The sequence below is a fragment of the Sorangium sp. So ce693 genome (genome assembly GCF_051521375.1).
Classification (GTDB): Bacteria; Myxococcota_A; Polyangia; order Polyangiales; family Polyangiaceae; genus Sorangium; species Sorangium atrum.
This window is the reverse complement of sequence record NZ_CP150347.1, coordinates 3,813,395-3,832,879: the sequence shown is the minus strand read 5'-3', so window position 1 is coordinate 3,832,879 and position 19,485 is coordinate 3,813,395. Positions and strand designations below refer to the sequence as shown.

Sequence of the window (19,485 nt, the reverse complement as noted above, 5' to 3'; positions counted from 1 at the left end):
CCTTTTCGTCGTCATGCAAGGGCGCGCCGGTCAGCGGCGCTTGGAGCGGCGGGGGCCGTCGGGCACGAGCACGTAGCGGCTCGACGACGGCTCGGGCTGCCGGAGGAGCTCGGCCCGGAGCAGCGCCTCCGCGAGCCGCGCCTCGATGACCTCGTCCGTGACGCCTGGCTCGAGGGTCACCACCGCGGCCTGGATGTCGCGCGCCAAGGCGTCGAACTCCGCGCTGTCGAAGGCGTAGATGTCGTCGGGGAACAAGAGCGCGAGCGGCTTCCGCTCCACGGCCGTGTTCGTCAGCGCCGCGAGGTCGCTCTCGACGATGAGCATGACGCGAGCCCGCAGGCACATCCCCCTGCAGCGCGCCGCCAGCGCCTCGGACGAGCCGACGAGCAGGACCGATCGAGGCGCGTTGACCGCCTTGGTGGCCTCGTCGTCCCCGTGCTCCTGAGTCATTCCCCGAAGAGTACGTGAACGAGCGGATGAAGCCATCCCTCTTGCGCCGCTCGCGCCATCGCCGTGAACGTCAAGCAGCCGGTCGGGGCAAGGCGAGCTGAGCCCCGCCGCCCCGGCCCGCGCGCTATTCCCTGCAGCGAGCCGCCGCGGCGAGCGCGAGGACGAGGGCGCTCGACGCGAGCAGGGCGGCGCTCGCGGGCTGCCCGAGCCCGAGCGGCGACGGGCCGCCGAGGAGGTTGACGGCGCTGCCCCGGGGCAACAGTGCGCCGATCACTCCGGCCGAGCCACCGAGCAGGAGATCGACCGCGAGCGGCACGAAGCGACCGACGCCGCGCCGGAAAAAGGTCGCGCCGAGCGAGAACCAGCCAGCGTAGGCGGCTCCGGTGAGCGCGCCGATCCACCCACTGACGAGCATGTCTCGGACGAATGGCGCAGCGCCGGGACCATGGGCGACGGCGACGACGACGGCGGCGAGCAGCGCTCCCACGAGGGCGGAAGCGAGGGCCGTGGCCAGGGCGATGCCGAGCGCGACATGGTGGGACGGGGCGCCGAAGCGGGCCACCGGCCAGGCCGCGTCGCGCAGCGTTGTGCGATCGGCGGCGTCGGCGGCGAGGGCGAAGATCGTGAGCGGCGTGGCGAGGCGGAACGTGGAGAGCAGCGCCCGGTCCACGGCCCCGGAAGACCCGAACGCGACCTCGATGACCGCGGCCGCGAGCGCGAGCGCGGCGCCGAGCCCGAACGCCAGCAGCGGACGCCGCGCGCGGAGGCGGCTCAGGGTCATCTCCATCCCGAGGCGGACGGCCGTCAGCGCGGGCCCGCCCCGCTCGGCCCCTCCTTCCGCGGGAGGCAGCGGCCGCGCAGCGGCGCTCGATGCGCTCTCACCCACCATCGTGGCGTCCTGTCTCCGTGGCGCGCGGCGAACCGTCGGCCCCCGGCGGGTTGGCCCCGATCCGTCCGCCGAAAGCGGCATCACCGGGCGCCGACAGCGGCTCGCCAGCGGGCGTGGGCGGGCCGTCCGACGGCCGGCTGGGCGGCGCTGCCGGGCCGGGCGGCGCCGGTGCGTCGAAGGCCGCCACGGCGAACGGCCCCTGGGGCGCGCCCGGCAGCGGGGCAGCGCCCTCGATCGCAGGTGCGCCGAAGGGCCGGCGCGAGCGAACGGCGGCCAGATGCAGCGCGGTCGCCGCCCGCACGTCGTGCATCGACGGGGGCGGCGAGGAGATCGCGATGAGCGTGACGTCCTCCCTCGCGGCCGCATCCAGGATCGCGAGCGCGGCCGCATCCCTGTCCGCGGCCCGGATCCGCAGCGTCGACGACGCCTCCGCCGGCCCCTGCTCCCATGCGCCCGCGCGCACGGCGGGAGCGCACGCGAGCGCCGCGGCGAGCGCGCGAGCGCCGGGCGCGTCGGGCGCCCGCTCGTGGACGAGCACGTGGATCTCGACCTCGGGCCGCCCCGCATCCGGTGGGGCCGCGCCCGGGGCGGCGGCGAGGCGCTCGCCGGCGCCGGGCTCGGTTCGCGCGATGACGCCGCGATCGAGCACGTGGATGCGGTCGGCGAGGGAGATCGCGTCGACGGTCGAGGACGTGACGAGCACGACGCAGGCGCCAGCTGCCGCGAGGGCGCGCAGGCGCTCTCGGACCGGCTCCGGAGACGGCACGGCGACGTCGGCGAACGGCTCGACGAGGCAGAGCAGGAGCGGCCGCGGCACCCCGAGGGCAAGCGACAGCTCGACCGCCCGGGCCTCGGAGAAGCTCAGCGAGGCGGCGCGGCGGGCGAGGAGCGGCGCCACGCCGAGCGGCTCGAGGAGCGCCGCGGCGCCGATCGCGGGCGCGCCGCGGGCCCGGAGCGCGACCGATACGCAGGACGCCACCGACGCGCCGTCGGGCAGCTCGGGCGTGGCGGCAAGGACGCCGATCTGCGCCCGCGTCGCCGCGCTCCGGCGCGGGTCGCGCCCCGCCACGAGGACGCGGCCGGCGAGGGGCGCCGCGCGCCCTGCGAGCACCTCCGCGAGGGCGAGCGTCCCGTCCTCCGGGGCGCCGAGCACCGCGTGCACGCCCGGGCCGAGCACCAACGACAGGCCGGAGAGGCCCCCGCGAGGGCGCCCTTTCTCGCCGGCGCCGTCGCGCGCGCGCACGCCCTCGAGCACCACGACGGGCGCGTCCGGGCTCATCCTGCAGGGCCTCCGGCCGAGCGGGCCGCAAAGGAGAGGAACGCGCCGAGCGCTCCCGGGATCGACCACCTCGAGTCGCCGGCGAGATCGGCGAGCCCCCAGGGGACGAGGGTCAGCGCCAGGAACAGGGCGCGCCCCCGCGCCCCGGCGACGCGGCCGCTCGCCGCGGCGAGGCCGCCGAGCGTCACACCGGAGACCACGCCGAACAGGGCGAGCGCGGCGCCGAACGCGAGGTGCTGGAGGCCGAGCAGCAGCGAGCCGGAGAGGAGCGCCGCGAGCACCGAGAGCGCGGCCAGCGGGAGCGCGACGACGCGCGCGACCTCGAGCATCGCGGCGAGGCTGCGGACGCCGTGGAGCACGGCCCGCGAGATCCCCCGCGCGGCGGCGAGCGCCTCGATGCCGTCGCGGCGGTCGGCCCCCGGGCGATCGTGCGCCGCCGCGAGGGCGATGGGGCCAGCGGCCGCCCACGCGAGCCCGCGCGCCGCGGATCCGAGCAGCCCCTCCAGCGAGGTCGTCCCGTCGTCCAGCCGGAGCACGAGCGCCGTGACGCCGCACCCCAGCGAGATGAGCGCCGCCATGGCGAGGCCGAGCCGCCCGCCGCGCGCGCCGCGGAGCTGCGCGCAGCCGAGCGCCACGGCTGCGCGCAGCGAGCGCCGCGCAGCCGCGCGCCGCCGCGCGGGATCGTCCGGACGCTTGCTCGGCGCGTCGCGCGGTTCGGGGTCGTGCGGGCTGGTCATCGGAGGGAGCGCGCGGACGGCGCGGGGCGGCGACGCGCGCTGCTAGCGCTGCCCTTCCAGGCGCCCGGGCGCAAGGCGAATGTGCCACGGGCCGGAGCGCGCCGCCGGAATGTGGTGCCGCCGCGCGCCAGCGCCAGCCGTCGCGACTGCGTTGCGACCGCGAGCCCCGGCGCGCGCCGCGCGGGGCCGAGGGGCCTCAGTCGTACGAGAGCCCGCGGCGCCCCTTGTGCTTGCGCTTGCGCTCCTTGTCGGCGACGCCGATCTTGCCCCACTCGTAGGTGATTCGGCGGCGGAAGGCGCCCAGCGCATCGCCGCCGTACAGGAAGAGCTCGCGCGGCGAGTCCGTCTCGCCGATCGTTGGCTCCCAGAGATCCGACGGGACGAACGCGAGCAGCGCCGGCGCGCTCATGCGCATCCGGGCGACGAGGAGCCCGCACGTCGTCCCGTCGCCCGGGCGCGCCCGCTTCGCGCGCTTGGCGCGGCTGCGCGGCGCCCCGTTCACCCCGGCCGGCCGCGCGCAGCCGCCGCCGAGCACGAGCTCTTCGTTGCCCCGGGGGTGCCAGGTCCACGTGCGGTCCACGCTGAACGCCCCCGCGGCCGACCCGGCCCGGGGCGCGTTGCGCGCCTCCTCCGGCGCGAGCTCCGCGAGCTGCGCCGCCGCGCGCGGGTCGACCAGCGGCTCCAGCCGGAGCGGACGATCGCGCGTCACATCGAGCACCACCTCGAAGCTGTTCACCTCGCCGGCGCAGCAGCGGACGCCGACCTCGGGGCGGCGCGTGTCCGGCTTGGCGCCGCGCCCGTGGGCGCATCGCCCGACGAGCTCGCCCGCCGGCCCGTTGCCTCCGCGCAGCGTGACGAGCCCCGGCTTGCCGCTGTCCCGCTGCCACTGGCTCGATGTCCAGGTCCATACGCCGCCATGGAGATCGTGCACCCCGAACGCGCTCACGCACCCGGCGTTCACCCCGTTGGGCGTCAGGACCCGGCTCTGGCCGGTCGCGCAGACCGGCGCCTTGTACGTGTCGCCGTACTCGTACGTGGTGTTGTCCGGCCCCTTGCAGGCCCGCTCGATCTCGAGCTCCGTGCAGAGGCGCTTGCCCTGCGCCTCGCACAGCGCGCGCGCCTCGTCCTGCGCGATGTTCGTGCTCGGGATCGCGCCGACCTCGTTGGGGTACGAGAAGATGTCGATGTAGAAGCCGTGCATCACGACCTGCGCGCCCGCCATCTCCTCGTCGGCGATGCGCGGCAGCCGGTCCGGCGGCGTGCCCGCGATGAGCACGCCCTTCGGGATCCACGCCATGCCGGGGCGCGGCTCCGGCTCGTTCTGGCTCACGTCCCAGGGCGGGGCGGCGTCGAGATCGGCGTCCGCGCCCGGCGGGGCGCCGCCGCGATCGCAGCCGGGAGAGGCCGCGAGGAGGCCGGCGAGCGAGGCGGCGGCGGCGAGGGCCTTCCCCCCCGGCGCGCGGCCCGGTGCGCGGCCCAATGCGCGGCCCAATGCGCGGCCCAATGCGCGGCCCAATGCGCGGCCCAATGCGCGGACTGAGCGCTGCTCGCCGAGGCCCACGGGCTCACTCGGCGTCGCGCTCGCGGAGGTTCAGCTCCTTCATCTTGAGCTGGAGCCCCTTGCGCGAGATCTTGAGGAGCCGCGCGGCGTGGGTGACGTTGCCGTGCGTCTGCTTGAGGGCGCGCTCGATGAGGTCGCGCTCGAGCTTGCTCATCGCCGCCTTCACCTGCTCCTTGAGGCCGTCGGGCGTCGACGGCGCGGCGGAGGTGTCCACGGCAGCGGCCGCGAGCGGCAGCGACGCGCCGGGCAGAGGCGCGGCGCCGCTGCGGATCTCCTCCGGCAGGTCGTCGAGGCGGATGCGCGCGCCGTCGGCGAAGAGCAGCGCCCGCTCGACGACGTTCTCGAGCTCGCGGATGTTGCCCGGCCAGGCGTGCGAGGCCAGGCGCTCGAGCGCCTCGGGCTCGATGCCCTCGATGCTCTTCTTGAGGCGCGCGTTGAACTTCGCGACGAAGTGGGCGCAGAGGTGGGGGATGTCGCTCCTCCGGTCGCGCAGCGCGGGGAGCGCGATCGGGACGACGTTGAGCCGGTAGAAGAGGTCTTCCCGGAACGTGCCCGCCGCGATCTCCCGCTTGAGGTCGCGGTTGGTCGCGGCGACGAGCCGGACGTCGACGTGGATGGTCTTGATGCCCCCGACCCGCTCGAACTCGCTCTCCTGCAGGACGCGCAGGAGCTTCACCTGCATCTCGTTCGGGATCTCGCCGATCTCGTCGAGGAAGAGCGTCCCGCCGGAGGCGAGCTCGAAGCGCCCCGGCTTGGAGGCGACCGCGCCGGTGAAGGCCCCGCGCTCGTAGCCGAAGAGCTCCGACTCCATGAGGTCCTTCGGGATGGCCGCGCAGTTGACCTTGATGAACGGCCGGTCGCGGCGGCTGGAGTTCTCGTGCAGCGCCCGCGCGACGAGCTCCTTCCCGGTGCCGCTCTCGCCGCTGATGAGCACCGTGGTCGGCGTGTCGGCGACCCGCTCGAGGATCGCATAGAGCTCCTGGATGGGCGGGCTCTCGCCGATGATGCCGAACCGGTCGGAGCCCCCCCGGGGCAGCGCCGCGGAGACGTCCCGCGTCGCGTCCGCGCTCGCGAGATCGCGGGTGCGGAGCGCCTTCTTCACGACGACGCGCACCTCGTTCTGATCGAACGGCTTCGTGATGTAGTCGAACGCGCCCGTCTTGAGCGCCTCGACGGCGTTGTCCACGGTCCCGTGCGCCGTGAGCAGCACCACAGGCCGCGACGGGTCGTCGCGGAGCGCGGCGCGGAGCAGGTCCATGCCGTCGACCTTGGGCATCCGGAGATCGGTGATGACCAGGTCGATGTGGTGCTCCTTCAGGAACGCGAGCCCCTCCTCGCCATCTTCGGCGGTGTGGACCTCGTAGCCATCCCGGCCGAGCTGGGCGCTGAGGACGCGCCGGAGGTTCGCCTCGTCATCCACGACGAGGATCTGCTTCTTTTCGGGGAGCATCACCGGGCGAGACTAGCAGAACCGGAAACCAAGCAAGCGCCGGGACCGTCCCTCGACGCTCCAGTCGGCCGCGTCGCCCGCCCTCGCGCCGCGCAGGCGCGAGGGCGGCGCTCCTGCCCCGTTCCCCTGCCCGCCGCTTCGCCCGGCGTTCGCCACGCCGGTCGCCAGGCCGAACGCATTGCCTCGAGGTCGGCAATGATTCCTTTTTCTCGCTGCCGGCGAAGCGGATCAGTATGCTGCGGCCACTTCTCGCGGAGGGCGGCTCGGATGCGTGTGTCTCGGACTTGGCTGGTCGGTCTCGGCGCGGGGATATTCCTCGCCGCGGGGTTGGCCTTAGCAGGAGATCCGGCCATCGAGTACCCCGAGTGCTACCGCACGGCGACCGCCGCCGACCTCGAAGGCGCCAAGGGGGCGCACAAGGCCGCCACGCAGTTCTACGAGCGCGCTGACTACGATCGCGCCATCCAGTACTGGAAGGACGCTTACCAGCTCGACTGCTCGGCGCACGGCGTGCTGATCAACATCGCCAACGCCTACGAGAAGAAGGGCGAGCGGGGCGAGGCGATCACGGCGCTGGAGACGTACCTGGCCCGCACGCCGGACGCGAGCGACGCGCAGACGATCCAGGACAAGATCCAGAACCTCAAGAACGCCCTCCGGCCGGCGCCGAGCGCCAGCGCGAGCGCGTCCGCGTCGGCGCCGCCGGTGCTCCCGACGGCCCCCACCGCCTCGGCGATCCCGGACCGCCCCAAGGAGGAGCCTCCGCCGCAGCCTCCCTACGGCTATACGCCGTGGGTCGCGACGGGCGCCGGCGTCGTCACGCTGCTGGTCGGCGGGATCCTGACCTCGAGCGGCTTCGCCGATATCGGCGCCGCCGAGGACCGTTGCCCGTCGCGCCAGGGCTGCACGCAGGACACGGCCAAGCAGGGCAATCGGGGGCGCACGCACGCGACCGTCGGCGGCGTGCTCCTCGGGTTGGGCGCCGCCGGCGTCGCCGGTGGCCTCATCTGGGAGCTCGGGTTCAACCAGCCGTGGCCCAGCAAGATCCAGCTGACGCCGGTCGCTGGACCAGGCGCGGCCGGGCTCGGCATGGCCGGCCGCTTCTGAGGGCCTGCTCCCTGGCGAGCCGTCGCCTCCTGCTGGGCGCGACGGCGGCGTGACCGGGCGCACCGGCCGCGCGCCACGGCGAGAAGGCTGAGGCTGGCGAGCGAGCGCCGCCCCGCGAGCGGGCGCTCACGGGCGCATCGTCTACTCTCCTGTCGTGCGTTTCAGCTCCTACGCCCGCTCGCCCCTGACTCGGCGCCGTCTGAACAGGATCGCGCTCCCCTGCGCGCTGCTCGCCGCGCTCACGGGTACGATGACGGCGGTGCTCGCCGATGGCGGTGCCCCTGCGCCCGCGATCTCGCGGGTCGGCCGTCTCCTCGTGCCCACGGCCGTCGCGGCGCCCGCCGCGCCCACCGCTCCCTCCTCTCCCCCCAGCGTCGCGATCCTCGCGACGCCTCCGGGAGCGTCCCGGACCACGCTCCACATCGCGCCGGTCGGCGGCGCCAAGGCCGGTCCAGCGCTCGCCACGCTCCAGCACCTGAGCGACGCCGTGGTCCGGGCCCGCGTCGTCCCGCGAACGCGGCTCGTGGTCGCGACCGCCGAGACGAGCCCGTCCCGCGACCGCTCGTTCAACGCGACCCTCTTCCGGATCCAGCCGGGCGCAGAGCCCGTCGCGCTCTGCGACGGCGTGGTCCACGCGAGCCGCCCGCTCGTCACCGCCGCGGGGCGCGTCTTCGTCTCGCGCGGCGTCGCCGGCCAGGAGCCGCAGCCCGACAACGACCCCGCGCAGCTCCGGGTCGACGCGCTCACCATCGACGAGGTCGACCTCGCCACCGGCGCGATCCGCACCGTGCACCGACACACGGGCCACCTCGCCTTCCTCGCCGGCGAGTGGAAGGGCGAGCTCGTCCTCTACCGCGTCTCCCCGGCGTCGGCCGACATCGTCCTCGTGGACCCCGACTCCGGCGCGGCGCGGGTGATCGCCCCGTCGATCCCGCCGTTCGCTCGGGATTTCTCGATCGACGCCGCGGCGGGCGCGCTCGTGTTCCAGGAGCGGCACGAGACCGACCCCGGCACGTGGGTCATCGATCGGCTCGATCTCACCTATGGCAAGCGCACCCGGCTCGAGGCGAGCGCGAGCCACGGCCTCGCACCGTACGCCTGGCCGGGCGGAGGGCTCGCGTACACGCCCGAGCGCGCCACCGGCTTATTCGTCATCGGCGCGCGCGCCACGGTCCGCAGCCCGCTCGGCCCCGGCATCGACGCCATCCAGGCCGTCTCGCAGGACGCGGCGTGGGTGGCGGCGCTGCACACGAACCCGTCCGCGTTCGCCGTCCCCTTCGCGATCCGCGTGGAGAGCGGCGAGGTCGCCACGATCCCTGCGCCCCCCGGAGCGCGCATCGCCGTCGCCGGCTTCACCTCCGCGAAGGAGGAGCCGTGACGGGCCGCCTTCTCCTGATCCCCGCGGCGCTCTCCGCGGCCGCGCTGGTCGCGCCGGCCGCGCGCGCCGCGTACTGCCCCTGCTTCACGGCGTCGAGCGCGTACAACGATCGCGGCTGCGCGATCGAGGCCGTGCCCGGGATCAACCCCTCCGTCGCGGAGTGGAACGCCATCTTCGACCGCGTCTCGCGGGGCCCCGCGGGCTGGGGCGACGCCGGTCCGGCGGCGTTCAACCTCGGTCAGGGCTGCGATCTGCCCGAGGCGCGGCGCGACGTTCCCGCCACGTTCCCCTGCGAGCTGATCAAGGCGATCGCCATGCAGGAGTCGGGGTGGCAGCAGTTCTGCGCGCCGGACCGGCCCATGGACCAGGCGGGGGGGAGCTCGAGGACGATCATCTCCTTCGACTGCGGCTACGGCGCCTCGCAGATCACGAGCGGCATGCGGAGCGGCGACAGCCCGGATTTCGATCCGCGCCGCGTGGCCGCGGAGCCGACCTACAACGCGGCCACCGGCACCCAGATCCTGGCCATGAAGTGGAGGGCCACGCGCTGCATCGGCGACCGGCAACCCGCGTTCATCGAGCACTGGTACAGCGCCGTGTGGGCCTACAACGGGCTCGCGTACGTCAACAACCCGAACAACCCCAACTACGACGCGGGCCGCGGCGTCTACGACCCGGCGATCGGCGGCGCCGTTCCGTACCAGGAGCGGGTGTTCGGCTGGATGGAGCACACCGGGGGACGGTGGGAGAAGACCGAGGTCGCCTACCCTGACCTGGGCGAGATCGGCGGCACAGGCGCGCCGCCGGCGCTCGCCGATCCCCGCTGCGCGTCGCCGACGGACTGCACGCGCAAGCGTCCCCTCCATCTCACGCGCTGCGCGGACGACGGCGGCGAGACGGGCGGCGGCGGCGGCACAGGCGGCGATGGCGGCGCAGGCAGCGGCGGCGGTCGAGGCGGGAGCGGCGGTGAAGGCGGCGGCACGGGCGGCCGCGGCGGCGCAGACGGGAGCGGCGGCGGCGCCGGTGACGCCGGCGGCGCGCCCATCACGACCGCAGGGCACGGAGGCGCTGACGGCCCGCTGGGCGACGACGACGACGAGTCGACCTCGACGACGGTCGGCGTCTACGGCCGATGCTCCTGCGACGCGCCCGGGAACGGCGCGGCCGCTGGCGCGCTGTCCTGGCTCTCGCTCGGCGCCGGAGCGCTCGCGGTCGCGTGGCGCCGGAGGCTTCCGAGGCGACGCCGCGCGGACTAACCTCGCCATCCATGCCGCCTCCGCTGGGATCCGAGCACATCGCGGCGTGGGCTGCCCGGCGCCGCCTCGCCTTCACCGCGCACCCTGACGAGGCCTGGTTCCGCCGCTGGGAGCCCTACGACACGATCGCGCCCCCCTCCGCCTACCTGTCCGCGTGCACGTGGACGGCGAACCCCGGGCACGCGGTGATCGCCGAGCCCTGGTACGCCGAGGGCGAAAGCGAGCCCCTCGAGCGGACGCTGCTCGGCTTCGCGGCGCACCCGGCGCTCCAGCGCCGCGCCTCGATGCGCGTCGGCGAGCACTTCCTGACGCGCGTCGCCTTCATCGAGAGCGCTCCCCCGCCCCGGGTCACCCTCGACGATGCGCTCTGGGACGCCCACGTGACGACCTTCGCCGCCTCCCAGCGCGAGGCCGCAGGCGCGTTCCATCCGCGGCTGCGCAAGCTCCTCGCCCGCCGCGGCTTCCAGGGCCACCTCGAGCTCCGCCCTGGCGGGCTCGTCGTTCACTGCGCCGGCCTGCGGCCCATCCCCGAGCACTACGAGCGGCTGCTCGGCGTCGTGCGCGAGCTCGTCAACGCGGCGATCCCGCACGCCTGAGCGCGCGCGAACGCGGCGATCGCGACGCCCGCGAGCGCCCGCAGGGGCGGGGCCGGCCCGGCCCGGCCTGCCGACCAGCCCTGTCGACGCGTCCGCCGCGCCGTTCTAGGCTCCCCGATCATGGCCAAGGTCCTGGTCGTCGAGGATGAGCCGGCCATCGCCGAGTCGATCGCCTACTTCCTGCGCCGCGACGGGTTCGCGGCCACCGTCGCCACCACGCTCGCGGCCGCGGAGCGGGAGATCGACAACGCCGACCTCATCATCCTCGATCTCATGCTCCCCGACGGCAGCGGCTTCGACCTGATCGGCCAGGCGCGGCGGAGCGCGGCGCGCGCCGCGATCATCGTCCTGTCGAGCCGCGACGGCGAGGCCGACCGCGTCGCCGCGCTCGAGACCGGCGCCGACGACTACGTCACCAAGCCGTTCTCACCGCGGGAGATCGTGGCGCGGGTGCGGGCCGTCCTGCGCCGGGCCGCGCGGCCCTCGCCGTCCGCCGCCGCGCCGGCGCCGCTGCCGCTCGTCGTCGACGAGGCCACGCGGCGCGCGTACGTGAGCGGCCAGAAGGTCGACCTCACCCGCGTCGAGTTCGATCTGCTCGCCTGCATGCTCGCCGCGCCGGGCAGGGTCTTCACGCGCGCGCAGCTCATCGATCGCGTCTGGGGCGACGGGTTCGCGATCACCGACCGGACCATCGACTCGCACGTGAAGGGGCTCCGGAAGAAGGTCGTCGAGGCCGGCGGCGACGCCGACCTCATCGAGACGGTGCGCGGCGTCGGCTACCGCGTCGCGGACAAGCCGGGCCCCGCGGAAGGCGGCGGTTGACGCGTGCTGCGCCTCGTCGTCACCGCGGCGGCGGCGGTCTCGCTCATCCTGCTCGTCGCGCTGTTCGCCTCCCGCCTCGTCCGCGCCCGGACGGCGGGGATGAGCATCCGGATGCAGATCTTCATCGCGCTCGGCGGCATCGTGGGCGCGTTCGCGTTCGGGCTCGGGCTGCTCGTCATCGATCGCATCGAGGCGCGCGCGACGCTGCTCGCCGAGGGCAGCGCGCGCGACGAGGCGGCCGCGTTCGCCGCCGTGGCCGCGATGGAGATGGAGGTGCGCGGCGTCGATCTCGCGGCCGTGCGCGCGCTCGACGGCGAGGCCGAGGGCCCGACCGCCCAGAGCATCGCGCTGCTCGATCCCGAGGGCCGCGTGCTCCGGGCGCGCGGCGCCTCGCCGGGGGAGCCCGGGACCGTCTTCGTGACCGCGCCCATCGAGGTCGGCGGCCAGCGCGTCGGCAGCGTGCAGGTCGTGAAGCCGACGATCGTCGTGCAGCGCATGGTCGCCGACTTCGCCCCGCCGATCCTCGTGATCAGCACGGTGCTCGGCGCCGCGGCCGCGATCTCGTCGTTCCTGATCGGCCGCACCATCGCGACCCCGATCGAGGCGCTCACCGAGTTCGCGGTGCGCGTGAGCGAGGGCGAGGTGCGCGCGGCGACGCCGCCCGCCCAGGGCCGCGAGGTCCAGCGGCTGACGCGCGCCATCGACTCGATGCGGCGCCAGATCGAGGGCCGCCCCTTCGTCGAGACGTTCGCCGCGGATCTCTCGCACGAGCTCAAGAACCCCGTCGCCGCGATCCGCGCGAGCGCCGAGGTGCTCTCCGAGGGCGCGCTCGACGACCCCGAGGAGGCCGCCCGCTTCGTCGCGCGCATCCGCGAGGCGACCACGCGGATCGAGGCGCTCCTCGGGGAGCTCCTGTCGCTCGCGCGCCTCGAGGCGCGCGGCGTGGAGCAGGCGGCGGTGGTCGACCTGGTCGCGATCGCGGAGGCCGCCGCGGCGCGGGCGCGAGAGCGCGGCAGCCGCGTCGAGCTCGACGCGCCGAGCTCGGCGGCGGTGCGCGGCGACGAGCAGTGGCTGTCGCGCGCCCTCGACAACCTGCTCGACAACGCGCGCACGCACGGCGACGCCGCGGCCCCCGTCCAGATCGCCGTGTCTCGCGTGGGCGGACAGGTCGCCATCTCGATCCGCAACCGCGGCGAGATCGGGCGACACGTCGCGGGCCGCCTCTTCCGCCGCTTCGTGACGACCCGCGCCGACCGGGGCGGCACCGGCCTCGGCCTCGCGATCGTGAAGGCGATCGCCGAGGCCCACAGCGGCTCGGCCGAGTGCACCCACCGCGGGCCGCCCGAGGTCGAGTTCAAGCTCTCGCTGCCGGGGGCCTGATCCTGTGAAAGGATGAGCTCTCTCGCCATGCTGCCCTCCCCGGCAACCATTTTGGTTTCCGGGAGGTTTCCTCGGTTTGACAGCGCGCCGGATCGATGGTGCGAAGGCGCGCCGGTGGTCTTCGGGCGAGCGAGCGCGTGCGCGTGTCCGAGCGCGTGCGCGTGTCAAAGAGCTCGCGCTACTGTCAGAGTCGGCGGAGCGCCTTGAGCTCCCCTGCGTCATCCTCCACAGAACCTCCACAATCGCATCACCGTCGGCCCCCCTACCGCGCCCATGCTCGGCGCAGAGTCTTTCGTCGTCCCCACCCAGGAAAGCCCATGACGTCCAGCAATCTCCCCAAGCACGTCGCGATCATCCTCGATGGCAATGGCCGCTGGGCGGCGGCGCGGGGGCTGCCCCGCATGCAGGGGCACCGGCACGGGGCGCAGGCCGTGCGCCTCTCGGTGCGCGCCTGCCGCGATCGCGGCATCCCGTACCTCACGCTCTACGCGTTCAGCGTGGCGAACTGGTCGAGGCCCAAGGACGAGATCGACGCGCTGATGCGCATCTGCCAGGAGTTCGCCGAGGGGGAGCACGACGAGCTGATCCGTCGAGGGATCGCGGTGCAGGTGGTCGGCGATCTCGAGGACATCCCGACGCCGACGCGGCGCGCGATGGAGAAGCTCGTGGAGGACACCGCCGGGGGCACCGAGATGACCCTGGCGCTCGCGCTGAGCTACGGCGGTCGCCGCGACATGGCGAACGCCATGCGCGCGCTCGCGGTCCGCGCGCGGGCCGGGCTGGTCATCCCGGAGGAGATCAACGAGAAGTCGCTCCGGAACTTCCTGACGACCAGCTCGATGCCGGATCCCGATCTCATCATCCGCACCGGCGGAGAGAAGCGGCTCAGCGACTTCCTGCTCTTCGAGGCCGCGTACGCGGAGCTGTTCTTCACCGACACGCTCTGGCCCGATTTCACCGAGGCGACGTTCGATGAGGCGGTCGCGACCTACAGCCGGCGACAGCGGCGTTACGGCCGGACCGGCGAGCAGGTCCGACGCCTCGATGCGTCGACCTGAGCGGACGTCGCGTGGGGGTTCCCCGCGCCCACCGGCGCTCGTAACGCTCGTAACGCTCGATTCCGCGTCCGCGATGCAGTACGAGAGATGCGCTTGTCGTCCAAGCGCCCGTAGCTCAGCTGGATAGAGCAGCGGCCTTCTAAGCCGCGGGTCGCAGGTTCGAATCCTGCCGGGCGTGCCGAACGTCCTCGGAGCGTCGCTTGACGCTCCTGCCCGGCGCGGACCACGATGTCCCCGACGCCATGGACAAGAGGGTCGTGCTCGTGCTGGGCGGTCTGGTGCTGGGAGCGGCCGTCGCGCTCGCGACGGGGCGAGTGCGCGCCCAGGTGCTCATGCCGAGCGTCCCCCCGCCGCGGTGGGAGCAGGACTGCGAGCAGACGCACGGCGTGGACGAAGCCCGCGCCATCGCCAAGGCGCGGGGCGAGGGCGGCTGGGAGCTCGTGGCGCTCGACGCAGGCGTGATGTGCTTCAAGCGGCCGGTCCCGGCGCCTCCGAAGCCGGCCGATCCCTGGCCGGGCTACTGACGCATCGCCGCCCCCTGCCCGCCGTTCGAGGCGGAGGAGCGCCCGTGGCGGCGCAGCGTCGGCCCTTCTCGGCCCGCGCGCTGCGTGTCAGCGTTCGGCATGATCGAACTCGGCGATCGGCGCTACGCGCTGCCCGCGCGCAAGACGGTGGTGTTCTGCGTCGACGGCTGCGGGCCGGAGTACCTCGACCAGGCGCTCGCGGACGGGCTGATGCCGCGGGTCGCGGGCACGCTCGCCGCCGGCGGCCTGTACGTGCGCGGCCGAGGCCAGGTCCCCAGCTTCACGAACCCGAACAACGTGTCCATCGTGACCGGCCAGCCGCCGCGGGTGCACGGCATCTCGGGCAACTACTACCTCGACGCCGCCACGGGGGAAGAGGTGCCGATGAACGATCCCCGGTTCCTGCGCGTCCCGACGCTCTTCGAGAAGATGGAGCAGGCGGGCGTCAGGACCCTCTGCGTCACGGCCAAGGACAAGCTCCGCGCGCTCCTCGGCGCGTGCCGCGAGGGGGGCCCTCGCCCGATCTCGCTGTCGGCGGAGAAGGCGCACGAGCAGGCCATCCCGGAGCACGGGATCGGCTCGATCACCGCCGCGGTCGGCCGCGAGAACCCGTCGATCTACGACTGGGACATCTCCCACTACGCCATGGAAATGGGCCTCGCGCTGCACGAGCGGCTCTCGGCCACGCTGCTCTACGTGTCGCTGACCGACTACGTGCAGCACAAGGAGCCGCCGCGCGGGCCGATGTCGGATCGGTTCTACGCCCGCTTCGACGCCCTCTTCGGCGAGTATCTCGACGCCGGCTTCGTCTGCGGCATCACCGCGGATCACGGCATGAACGACAAGACCGCGGAGGACGGCTCGCCGAACGTGCGCTACCTGGACGACGCGCTGCGCGAGGCTGGCCTCTCGGGCTTCCGCGTGATCCTGCCGATCACCGACCCGTACGTCGTGCACCACGGCGCGCTCGGGTCCTACGCGACCGTGTACCTCGGCGCGCCGGACGACGGCGCGCGCGCCGCTCAGATCCTGGCGCGGCTCCCGGGCCTGGAGCTCGTCCTGACCCGGGAGGAGGCCGCGCGGCGCTTCGCGCTGCCGCCGGATCGGATCGGCGACCTCGTGATCCTCGGCGATCGGCACACGGTGCTCGGCAAGAGCGCGGCCTACCACGACCTCTCCGCCGTGCAGCGCGGGCTCAGGTCGCACGGCGGCCTGCACGAGGCGGAGGTGCCGATCCTCGCGAGCCACCCGCTCCGGCCCGGAGAGCGCGCGTGGCTCCTCGGCGCTGAAGCGGCCAAGGAGGACGAGGACGCCGCGCGCGGCCGGCCGAGCGCGCTGTCGAACGCGGACGTCTTCGATCTGGTGCTCAACCGACTCTCGACCGCCATGGCCTAGCGCCGACGATCGAGCGCCTGAAGGGGGGACAGGGATGGGCTCGATGCTCTCAATCGATCGACCAGCGTTCCATTTTCCGTGCGTGATCGGGGGAAGACCGGTGAGCCGGGACGAGCGCATCCTCGTGCGCTACCCGTTCACGGGCGAGGTGATCGGCAGCGTGCCGAGGCTCGACGAGGAGGCGGTGCTGGAGGCGCTCGCGAGCGCGTCCTCCGGCCCGCCGCGGCTCTCTCGCCACGAGCGCAGCGAGATCCTGCTCCGCGCCGCGGCGCACATCGAGGCGCAGGCGGGGGCGGTGGCGCGGCTCATCACGTGGGAGAGCGGGCTCTGCCTCAAGGACACGGCCTACGAGGTGCGTCGCGCGGTCGACGTGCTCCGCTTCTCCGCGTACGAGGCGCTCCGCGACGACGGCCAGTGCCTCGCGTTCGACATCTCGGCGAACGGCAAGCCCCGGCGGGGCTACACGCTGCGCGAGCCGCTCCGCCTGGTGACGGCGATCACCCCGTTCAACCACCCGCTCAACCAGGTCGCCCACAAGGTCGCGCCGAGCGTCGCGAGCGGCAGCTCCATGGTGCTCAAGCCGTCGGAGAAGACGCCCCTCTCCGCGATCTACCTCGCGTCCGTGCTCCACGAGTCGGGGCTGCCGCCCGGCATGCTCAGCGTCGTGACCGGCGATCCGGCCGAGATCGGGCGGGCGCTCGTGACCCACCCGGCGGTGGAGCTCGTGAGCTTCACCGGCGGGGTCGAGATCGGCAAGCGCATCGCCGGCCTGCTCGGCTACCGGCGCGCGGTGCTCGAGCTCGGCGGCAACGACCCGCTCATCGTGCTCGACGACGCGGATCTCGACGAGGCCGTGCGGCTCGCGGCGTACGGCTGTTACAAGAACTCGGGGCAGCGCTGCACGGCGGTGAAGCGGCTCATCGTGAGCGAGCGCATCGCCGACGAGCTCGCCGGCCGCCTCGCCGCCGCGTCGGCGCAGATCAAGGTGGGCGATCCGCTCGATCCGGCGACCGACATGGGGACGGTGATCTCCGAGGCCGCGGCGCGGCAGCTCGAGGCGGCGGCCGAGGACACGCTCGCGCGGGGCGCCCGGCTGCTGTTCGGGAACGAGCGCCGCGGGGCCCTGTACGGCCCCACCGTCATGGATCACGTCCCGCCGGACGCCCCCTCCGTGCAGCGCGAGACGTTCGGCCCGCACGCGCCCATCCTGCGGGTGAGGGACATCGACGAGGCGATCGCGGTGGCGAACGGGACGAGCTACGGCCTCTCGGCCGGCGTCTGCACGAACGACATGGGGCGCGTCCACCGGCTCGTGCGGGAGCTCCGCTGCGGCACGGTGAACGTGCGCGAGGTGCCGGGGTACCGGTCCGAGCTGTCGCCGTTCGGAGGGATCAAGGACAGCGGCATCGGGATCAAGGAGGGCGTCGTCGAGGCGATGAAGGCGATGACCAACGTGAAGCTCTACACCGTCCCCTGGGAGTGAGGGGGTGCCGGCGCTTCCCCGTACCGCCTCGGCGCGCGCCGTTGTAAGCGGATCGGCATGAGCGGAGAGCCCCTATCGGAGCGAGAGTTCGACGACGTGGCCGATCGGTCGCTGCGCGCGCTGGATCGAGCGATCAACGAGATCCCCGACGGCGTCGAGGCCGACCTGCAGAGCGGCATCCTCACCCTGGAGTTCGAGGACGGCATCAAGTACGTCGTCAACAGCCACCGCGCGGCGCGGCAGGTCTGGATGGCCGCCGAGCGGGCCGCGTGGCACTTCGACTACCGGCCGTCCGAGGGCCGCTGGGTGGCCCAGAAGTCGGGCGACGAGCTCTGGAGCACGCTCGAGACCGTGCTGTCCCGGAAGCTCGGCCGCGCCGTGAAGCTCGCTCGCTGAGCCGCGCGGCCCGCGGGGCGACGCGCATCACAGGGCGAAGCGTATGCCGAGCCCTCCGAGCAGGCCCGTCACGGAGGCGCCGACCCGGAGGTCGAACGCGACGCGGTCCCACGGGCGGAGCGCGAGCCCGATCTCGGGCAGGACGAGCCACGGATAGACGAGCGGCCGCAGGCCTTGAGGCCGCCCCTTGGGGCGGGTGAACCAGCTCGGCTCGACATAGCCGGGGTAGTGATCGGCGTCGTAATCGAGCTGGTTGCAGTACCGGAAGCTCCCGATCGGGTTGTTGGGCCCGCGGCATTTCACATAGCGGTACGGGTCCCCCGGCACGAAGGAGCCCGCGTCGCCGGGCACCGCGTCCCCGGGATAGGCCTGCGTCCGGTAGAGGTCGCCCATGAACGTCCAGCCCACGCCAAGGCCGGCGCCGACGCGGAAGGCGAACAGCTCGTCCCGATCGAGCGGGATGTTCCAGACCAGGCGGACGCCCGCCTGGAGCGCCTGGAGATCGCTCTCGACGATCTCGTAGTCGGTGTCCGGGTGTCCCTTCGGCTTGAACGGCGTCTCTTGCATCCGGAAGCGCGCGTAAGCGACCGAGAAGACGAGATCGAACCGCCGCCCGAGCCGCGTGGACAGCGAGATGTCTCCGCCCGGGACGAGGACGTCCCGCCCCCCTTCTCCGAGGAGCTCGAACATGAGCTGAGGGATGAAGAAGCCCTGGAAGCCTGCGCCGAGCCACACGTCGCGCTGCCTGCGCGGGCTGGGCGGCGTGGGCTCGGGCATCTCGACGGCGGGCTTCGGCTTCTCCTCGGGGCCCGTCGCGACACGCGGCTTCTCCTCGCCCGGCTTCTCGGCGGCGCGAGGCGGCTTCTTCGTGGGCGGCTTCTCCGCGACCGGCTTCTCCGGAGGCTTCTTCCCCGGCGGCTTCTTCGCGACCGGCTTCTCCGGCGGCTTCTTCCCCGGCGGCTTCTTCGCGACCGGCTTCTCGAGCGGCTTCTTCCCCGGTGGCTTCTTCGCGACCGGCTTCTCCGGCGGCTTCTTCTCGACCGGCGTCTCCGCGACCGGCTTCTCCGGCGGCGTCTTCGCGACCGGCTTCTCCGGCGGCTTCTTCGCGCCGGGCTTCGGCTTGAGGCGCAGCTTGATCTCGCGCCGCTGCTTCTCTTTCAGCGTGATCTTCTGCGACGCCTCCTCGTGGCCCTCGGCCCTGGCGACGATCACCAGCACCTTGCCCGGATCGAACCGATGCGGCGTCGACGGCTCGCTGATCACCTCACCGTCGACCTCGACCACGAGCCCCTCGTACGGCTCCGCCGGCGTGACGACGAGCGTCGGGATGCGCGCATCGAGCTGAGTTGCCTTCTTCTTGGCCGATGTGATGGCCGCGACATCCCGCGCGTTGTAGCCGGGCGCCTTCTTCTCGCTCGCGACCTTGTGATAGATCTCGCTGGCCTTCAGCAGCTCGCCCGTCTTGACGTAGCAGTCGGCGAGCGGAACCGCCGAGCTCGGGCGATGCCGCTGGCTCTCGGCGGACTCGAGCAGCGGGATCGCCCGCTTGCAGAAGCCGCCTCTGGCCGCGTTGATGCCCTGGTTCGCCTCCTTGTCGCCTGGTCCGGCGAACACCGGAGGGGCGAACAGCACAGCCAGGAGGCCGAAGAGAAAAGCGATCGGAAGACGCAAGAGGCGCTCAGTCTACCATCGCCCCCACGAGGCGCGCGGGGCGGACCGGGCGC

18 protein-coding genes and 1 tRNA gene are annotated in these 19,485 nt (G+C 73.7%); 12 read left to right on the top strand and 7 right to left on the bottom strand.

What is annotated here, in order from left to right:
- Positions 1 to 30: 30 nt before the first annotated feature.
- The 6 genes from WMF14_RS14650 to WMF14_RS14625 form a co-directional block, all read right to left on the bottom strand.
- Complete coding sequence (locus WMF14_RS14650) at positions 31 to 450, bottom strand: hypothetical protein (protein WP_272103474.1); 420 nt, start codon at positions 448 to 450, stop codon at positions 31 to 33.
- A 124-nt stretch (positions 451 to 574) separates the two neighbouring features.
- Positions 575 to 1,339: a hypothetical protein gene (locus WMF14_RS14645; protein WP_437801536.1), complete on the bottom strand. Its 765-nt coding sequence runs from the start codon at positions 1,337 to 1,339 to the stop codon at positions 575 to 577.
- The gene (locus WMF14_RS14640) at positions 1,329 to 2,618 is read right to left on the bottom strand and encodes an ABC transporter ATP-binding protein (protein WP_437801535.1); all 1,290 of its coding nucleotides are present in this window, start codon (positions 2,616 to 2,618) and stop codon (positions 1,329 to 1,331) included. The genes WMF14_RS14645 and WMF14_RS14640 overlap by 11 nt, the downstream gene beginning before the upstream one ends.
- Positions 2,615 to 3,355, bottom strand: a complete 741-nt coding sequence (locus tag WMF14_RS14635; RefSeq protein ID WP_437801534.1) for a hypothetical protein — start codon at positions 3,353 to 3,355, stop codon at positions 2,615 to 2,617. Before WMF14_RS14635 ends, WMF14_RS14640 begins: the two co-directional genes overlap by 4 nt.
- 196 nt (positions 3,356 to 3,551) lie before the next feature.
- The gene (locus WMF14_RS14630; RefSeq protein WP_437801533.1) at positions 3,552 to 4,835 is read right to left on the bottom strand and encodes a formylglycine-generating enzyme family protein; all 1,284 of its coding nucleotides are present in this window, start codon (positions 4,833 to 4,835) and stop codon (positions 3,552 to 3,554) included.
- An 85-nt stretch (positions 4,836 to 4,920) separates the two neighbouring features.
- Positions 4,921 to 6,366 (bottom strand): sigma-54-dependent transcriptional regulator, encoded by a 1,446-nt coding sequence (locus tag WMF14_RS14625; protein WP_437804209.1) that lies wholly within the window; start codon positions 6,364 to 6,366, stop codon positions 4,921 to 4,923.
- A gap of 273 nt (positions 6,367 to 6,639) precedes the next feature.
- On the opposite strand from WMF14_RS14625, the gene WMF14_RS14620 reads away from it, so the two are divergent.
- The 12 genes from WMF14_RS14620 to cyaY all read left to right on the top strand — a co-directional run bounded on the left by WMF14_RS14620 (position 6,640) and on the right by cyaY (position 17,761).
- Positions 6,640 to 7,473, top strand: a complete 834-nt coding sequence (locus tag WMF14_RS14620) for a tetratricopeptide repeat protein (RefSeq protein ID WP_437801532.1) — start codon at positions 6,640 to 6,642, stop codon at positions 7,471 to 7,473.
- Positions 7,474 to 7,627: 154 nt separating this feature from the next.
- Positions 7,628 to 8,851 carry a hypothetical protein gene (locus WMF14_RS14615; protein ID WP_437801531.1) on the top strand — a complete coding sequence of 408 codons (1,224 nt, stop codon included), beginning with the start codon at positions 7,628 to 7,630 and terminating at the stop codon, positions 8,849 to 8,851.
- A complete protein-coding gene (locus tag WMF14_RS14610; RefSeq protein WP_437801530.1) occupies positions 8,848 to 10,107 on the top strand; it encodes a hypothetical protein in 1,260 nt (419 codons plus the stop codon). Before WMF14_RS14615 ends, WMF14_RS14610 begins: the two co-directional genes overlap by 4 nt.
- Positions 10,108 to 10,118: 11 nt before the next feature.
- Positions 10,119 to 10,703, top strand: a complete 585-nt coding sequence (locus WMF14_RS14605; protein WP_437329256.1) for a hypothetical protein — start codon at positions 10,119 to 10,121, stop codon at positions 10,701 to 10,703.
- Positions 10,704 to 10,823: 120 nt separating this feature from the next.
- Positions 10,824 to 11,525: a winged helix-turn-helix domain-containing protein gene (locus tag WMF14_RS14600; RefSeq protein ID WP_272103461.1), complete on the top strand. Its 702-nt coding sequence runs from the start codon at positions 10,824 to 10,826 to the stop codon at positions 11,523 to 11,525.
- Between the two features lie 3 nt (positions 11,526 to 11,528).
- The gene (locus WMF14_RS14595; RefSeq protein ID WP_272103459.1) at positions 11,529 to 12,905 is read left to right on the top strand and encodes a histidine kinase dimerization/phospho-acceptor domain-containing protein; all 1,377 of its coding nucleotides are present in this window, start codon (positions 11,529 to 11,531) and stop codon (positions 12,903 to 12,905) included.
- Positions 12,906 to 13,222: 317 nt separating this feature from the next.
- On the top strand, positions 13,223 to 13,963 hold the full coding sequence (uppS, locus tag WMF14_RS14590; RefSeq protein ID WP_272103457.1) for a polyprenyl diphosphate synthase: 741 nt from the start codon (positions 13,223 to 13,225) through the stop codon (positions 13,961 to 13,963).
- A gap of 104 nt (positions 13,964 to 14,067) precedes the next feature.
- A tRNA-Arg gene (locus WMF14_RS14585) sits at positions 14,068 to 14,141 on the top strand.
- A 22-nt stretch (positions 14,142 to 14,163) separates the two neighbouring features.
- On the top strand, positions 14,164 to 14,487 hold the full coding sequence (locus WMF14_RS14580) for a hypothetical protein (RefSeq protein ID WP_437329252.1): 324 nt from the start codon (positions 14,164 to 14,166) through the stop codon (positions 14,485 to 14,487).
- A 99-nt stretch (positions 14,488 to 14,586) separates the two neighbouring features.
- Entirely contained in the window at positions 14,587 to 15,882 is a 1,296-nt protein-coding gene (gene phnA, locus WMF14_RS14575) for a phosphonoacetate hydrolase (protein WP_437801529.1), read from the top strand.
- A 43-nt stretch (positions 15,883 to 15,925) separates the two neighbouring features.
- Complete coding sequence (phnY, locus tag WMF14_RS14570; RefSeq protein ID WP_437801528.1) at positions 15,926 to 17,365, top strand: phosphonoacetaldehyde dehydrogenase; 1,440 nt, start codon at positions 15,926 to 15,928, stop codon at positions 17,363 to 17,365.
- 57 nt (positions 17,366 to 17,422) lie between these two features.
- Positions 17,423 to 17,761 (top strand): iron donor protein CyaY, encoded by a 339-nt coding sequence (gene cyaY, locus WMF14_RS14565; RefSeq protein ID WP_272103450.1) that lies wholly within the window; start codon positions 17,423 to 17,425, stop codon positions 17,759 to 17,761.
- 27 nt (positions 17,762 to 17,788) lie between these two features.
- Here cyaY and WMF14_RS14560 read toward each other — a convergent pair whose 3' ends face one another.
- Positions 17,789 to 19,432 (bottom strand): hypothetical protein, encoded by a 1,644-nt coding sequence (locus WMF14_RS14560; RefSeq protein WP_437801527.1) that lies wholly within the window; start codon positions 19,430 to 19,432, stop codon positions 17,789 to 17,791.
- Between the last annotated feature and the right edge of the window lie 53 nt (positions 19,433 to 19,485).

Excerpts from the sequence above, each read along its gene's own strand:
- WMF14_RS14650 (WP_272103474.1), bottom strand. The coding sequence starts at position 450 with ATGACTCAGGAGCACGGGGACGACGAGGCCACCAAGGCGGTCAACGCG.
- WMF14_RS14600 (WP_272103461.1), top strand. The coding sequence starts at position 10,824 with ATGGCCAAGGTCCTGGTCGTCGAGGATGAGCCGGCCATCGCCGAGTCG.
- WMF14_RS14640 (WP_437801535.1), bottom strand. The coding sequence starts at position 2,618 with ATGAGCCCGGACGCGCCCGTCGTGGTGCTCGAGGGCGTGCGCGCGCGC.
- phnA (WP_437801529.1), top strand. The coding sequence starts at position 14,587 with ATGATCGAACTCGGCGATCGGCGCTACGCGCTGCCCGCGCGCAAGACG.
- WMF14_RS14625 (WP_437804209.1), bottom strand. The coding sequence starts at position 6,366 with ATGCTCCCCGAAAAGAAGCAGATCCTCGTCGTGGATGACGAGGCGAAC.
- uppS (WP_272103457.1), top strand. The coding sequence starts at position 13,223 with ATGACGTCCAGCAATCTCCCCAAGCACGTCGCGATCATCCTCGATGGC.
- phnY (WP_437801528.1), top strand. The coding sequence starts at position 15,926 with ATGCTCTCAATCGATCGACCAGCGTTCCATTTTCCGTGCGTGATCGGG.
- WMF14_RS14635 (WP_437801534.1), bottom strand. The coding sequence starts at position 3,355 with ATGACCAGCCCGCACGACCCCGAACCGCGCGACGCGCCGAGCAAGCGT.
- WMF14_RS14645 (WP_437801536.1), bottom strand. The coding sequence starts at position 1,339 with ATGGTGGGTGAGAGCGCATCGAGCGCCGCTGCGCGGCCGCTGCCTCCC.
- cyaY (WP_272103450.1), top strand. The coding sequence starts at position 17,423 with ATGAGCGGAGAGCCCCTATCGGAGCGAGAGTTCGACGACGTGGCCGAT.
- WMF14_RS14605 (WP_437329256.1), top strand. The coding sequence starts at position 10,119 with ATGCCGCCTCCGCTGGGATCCGAGCACATCGCGGCGTGGGCTGCCCGG.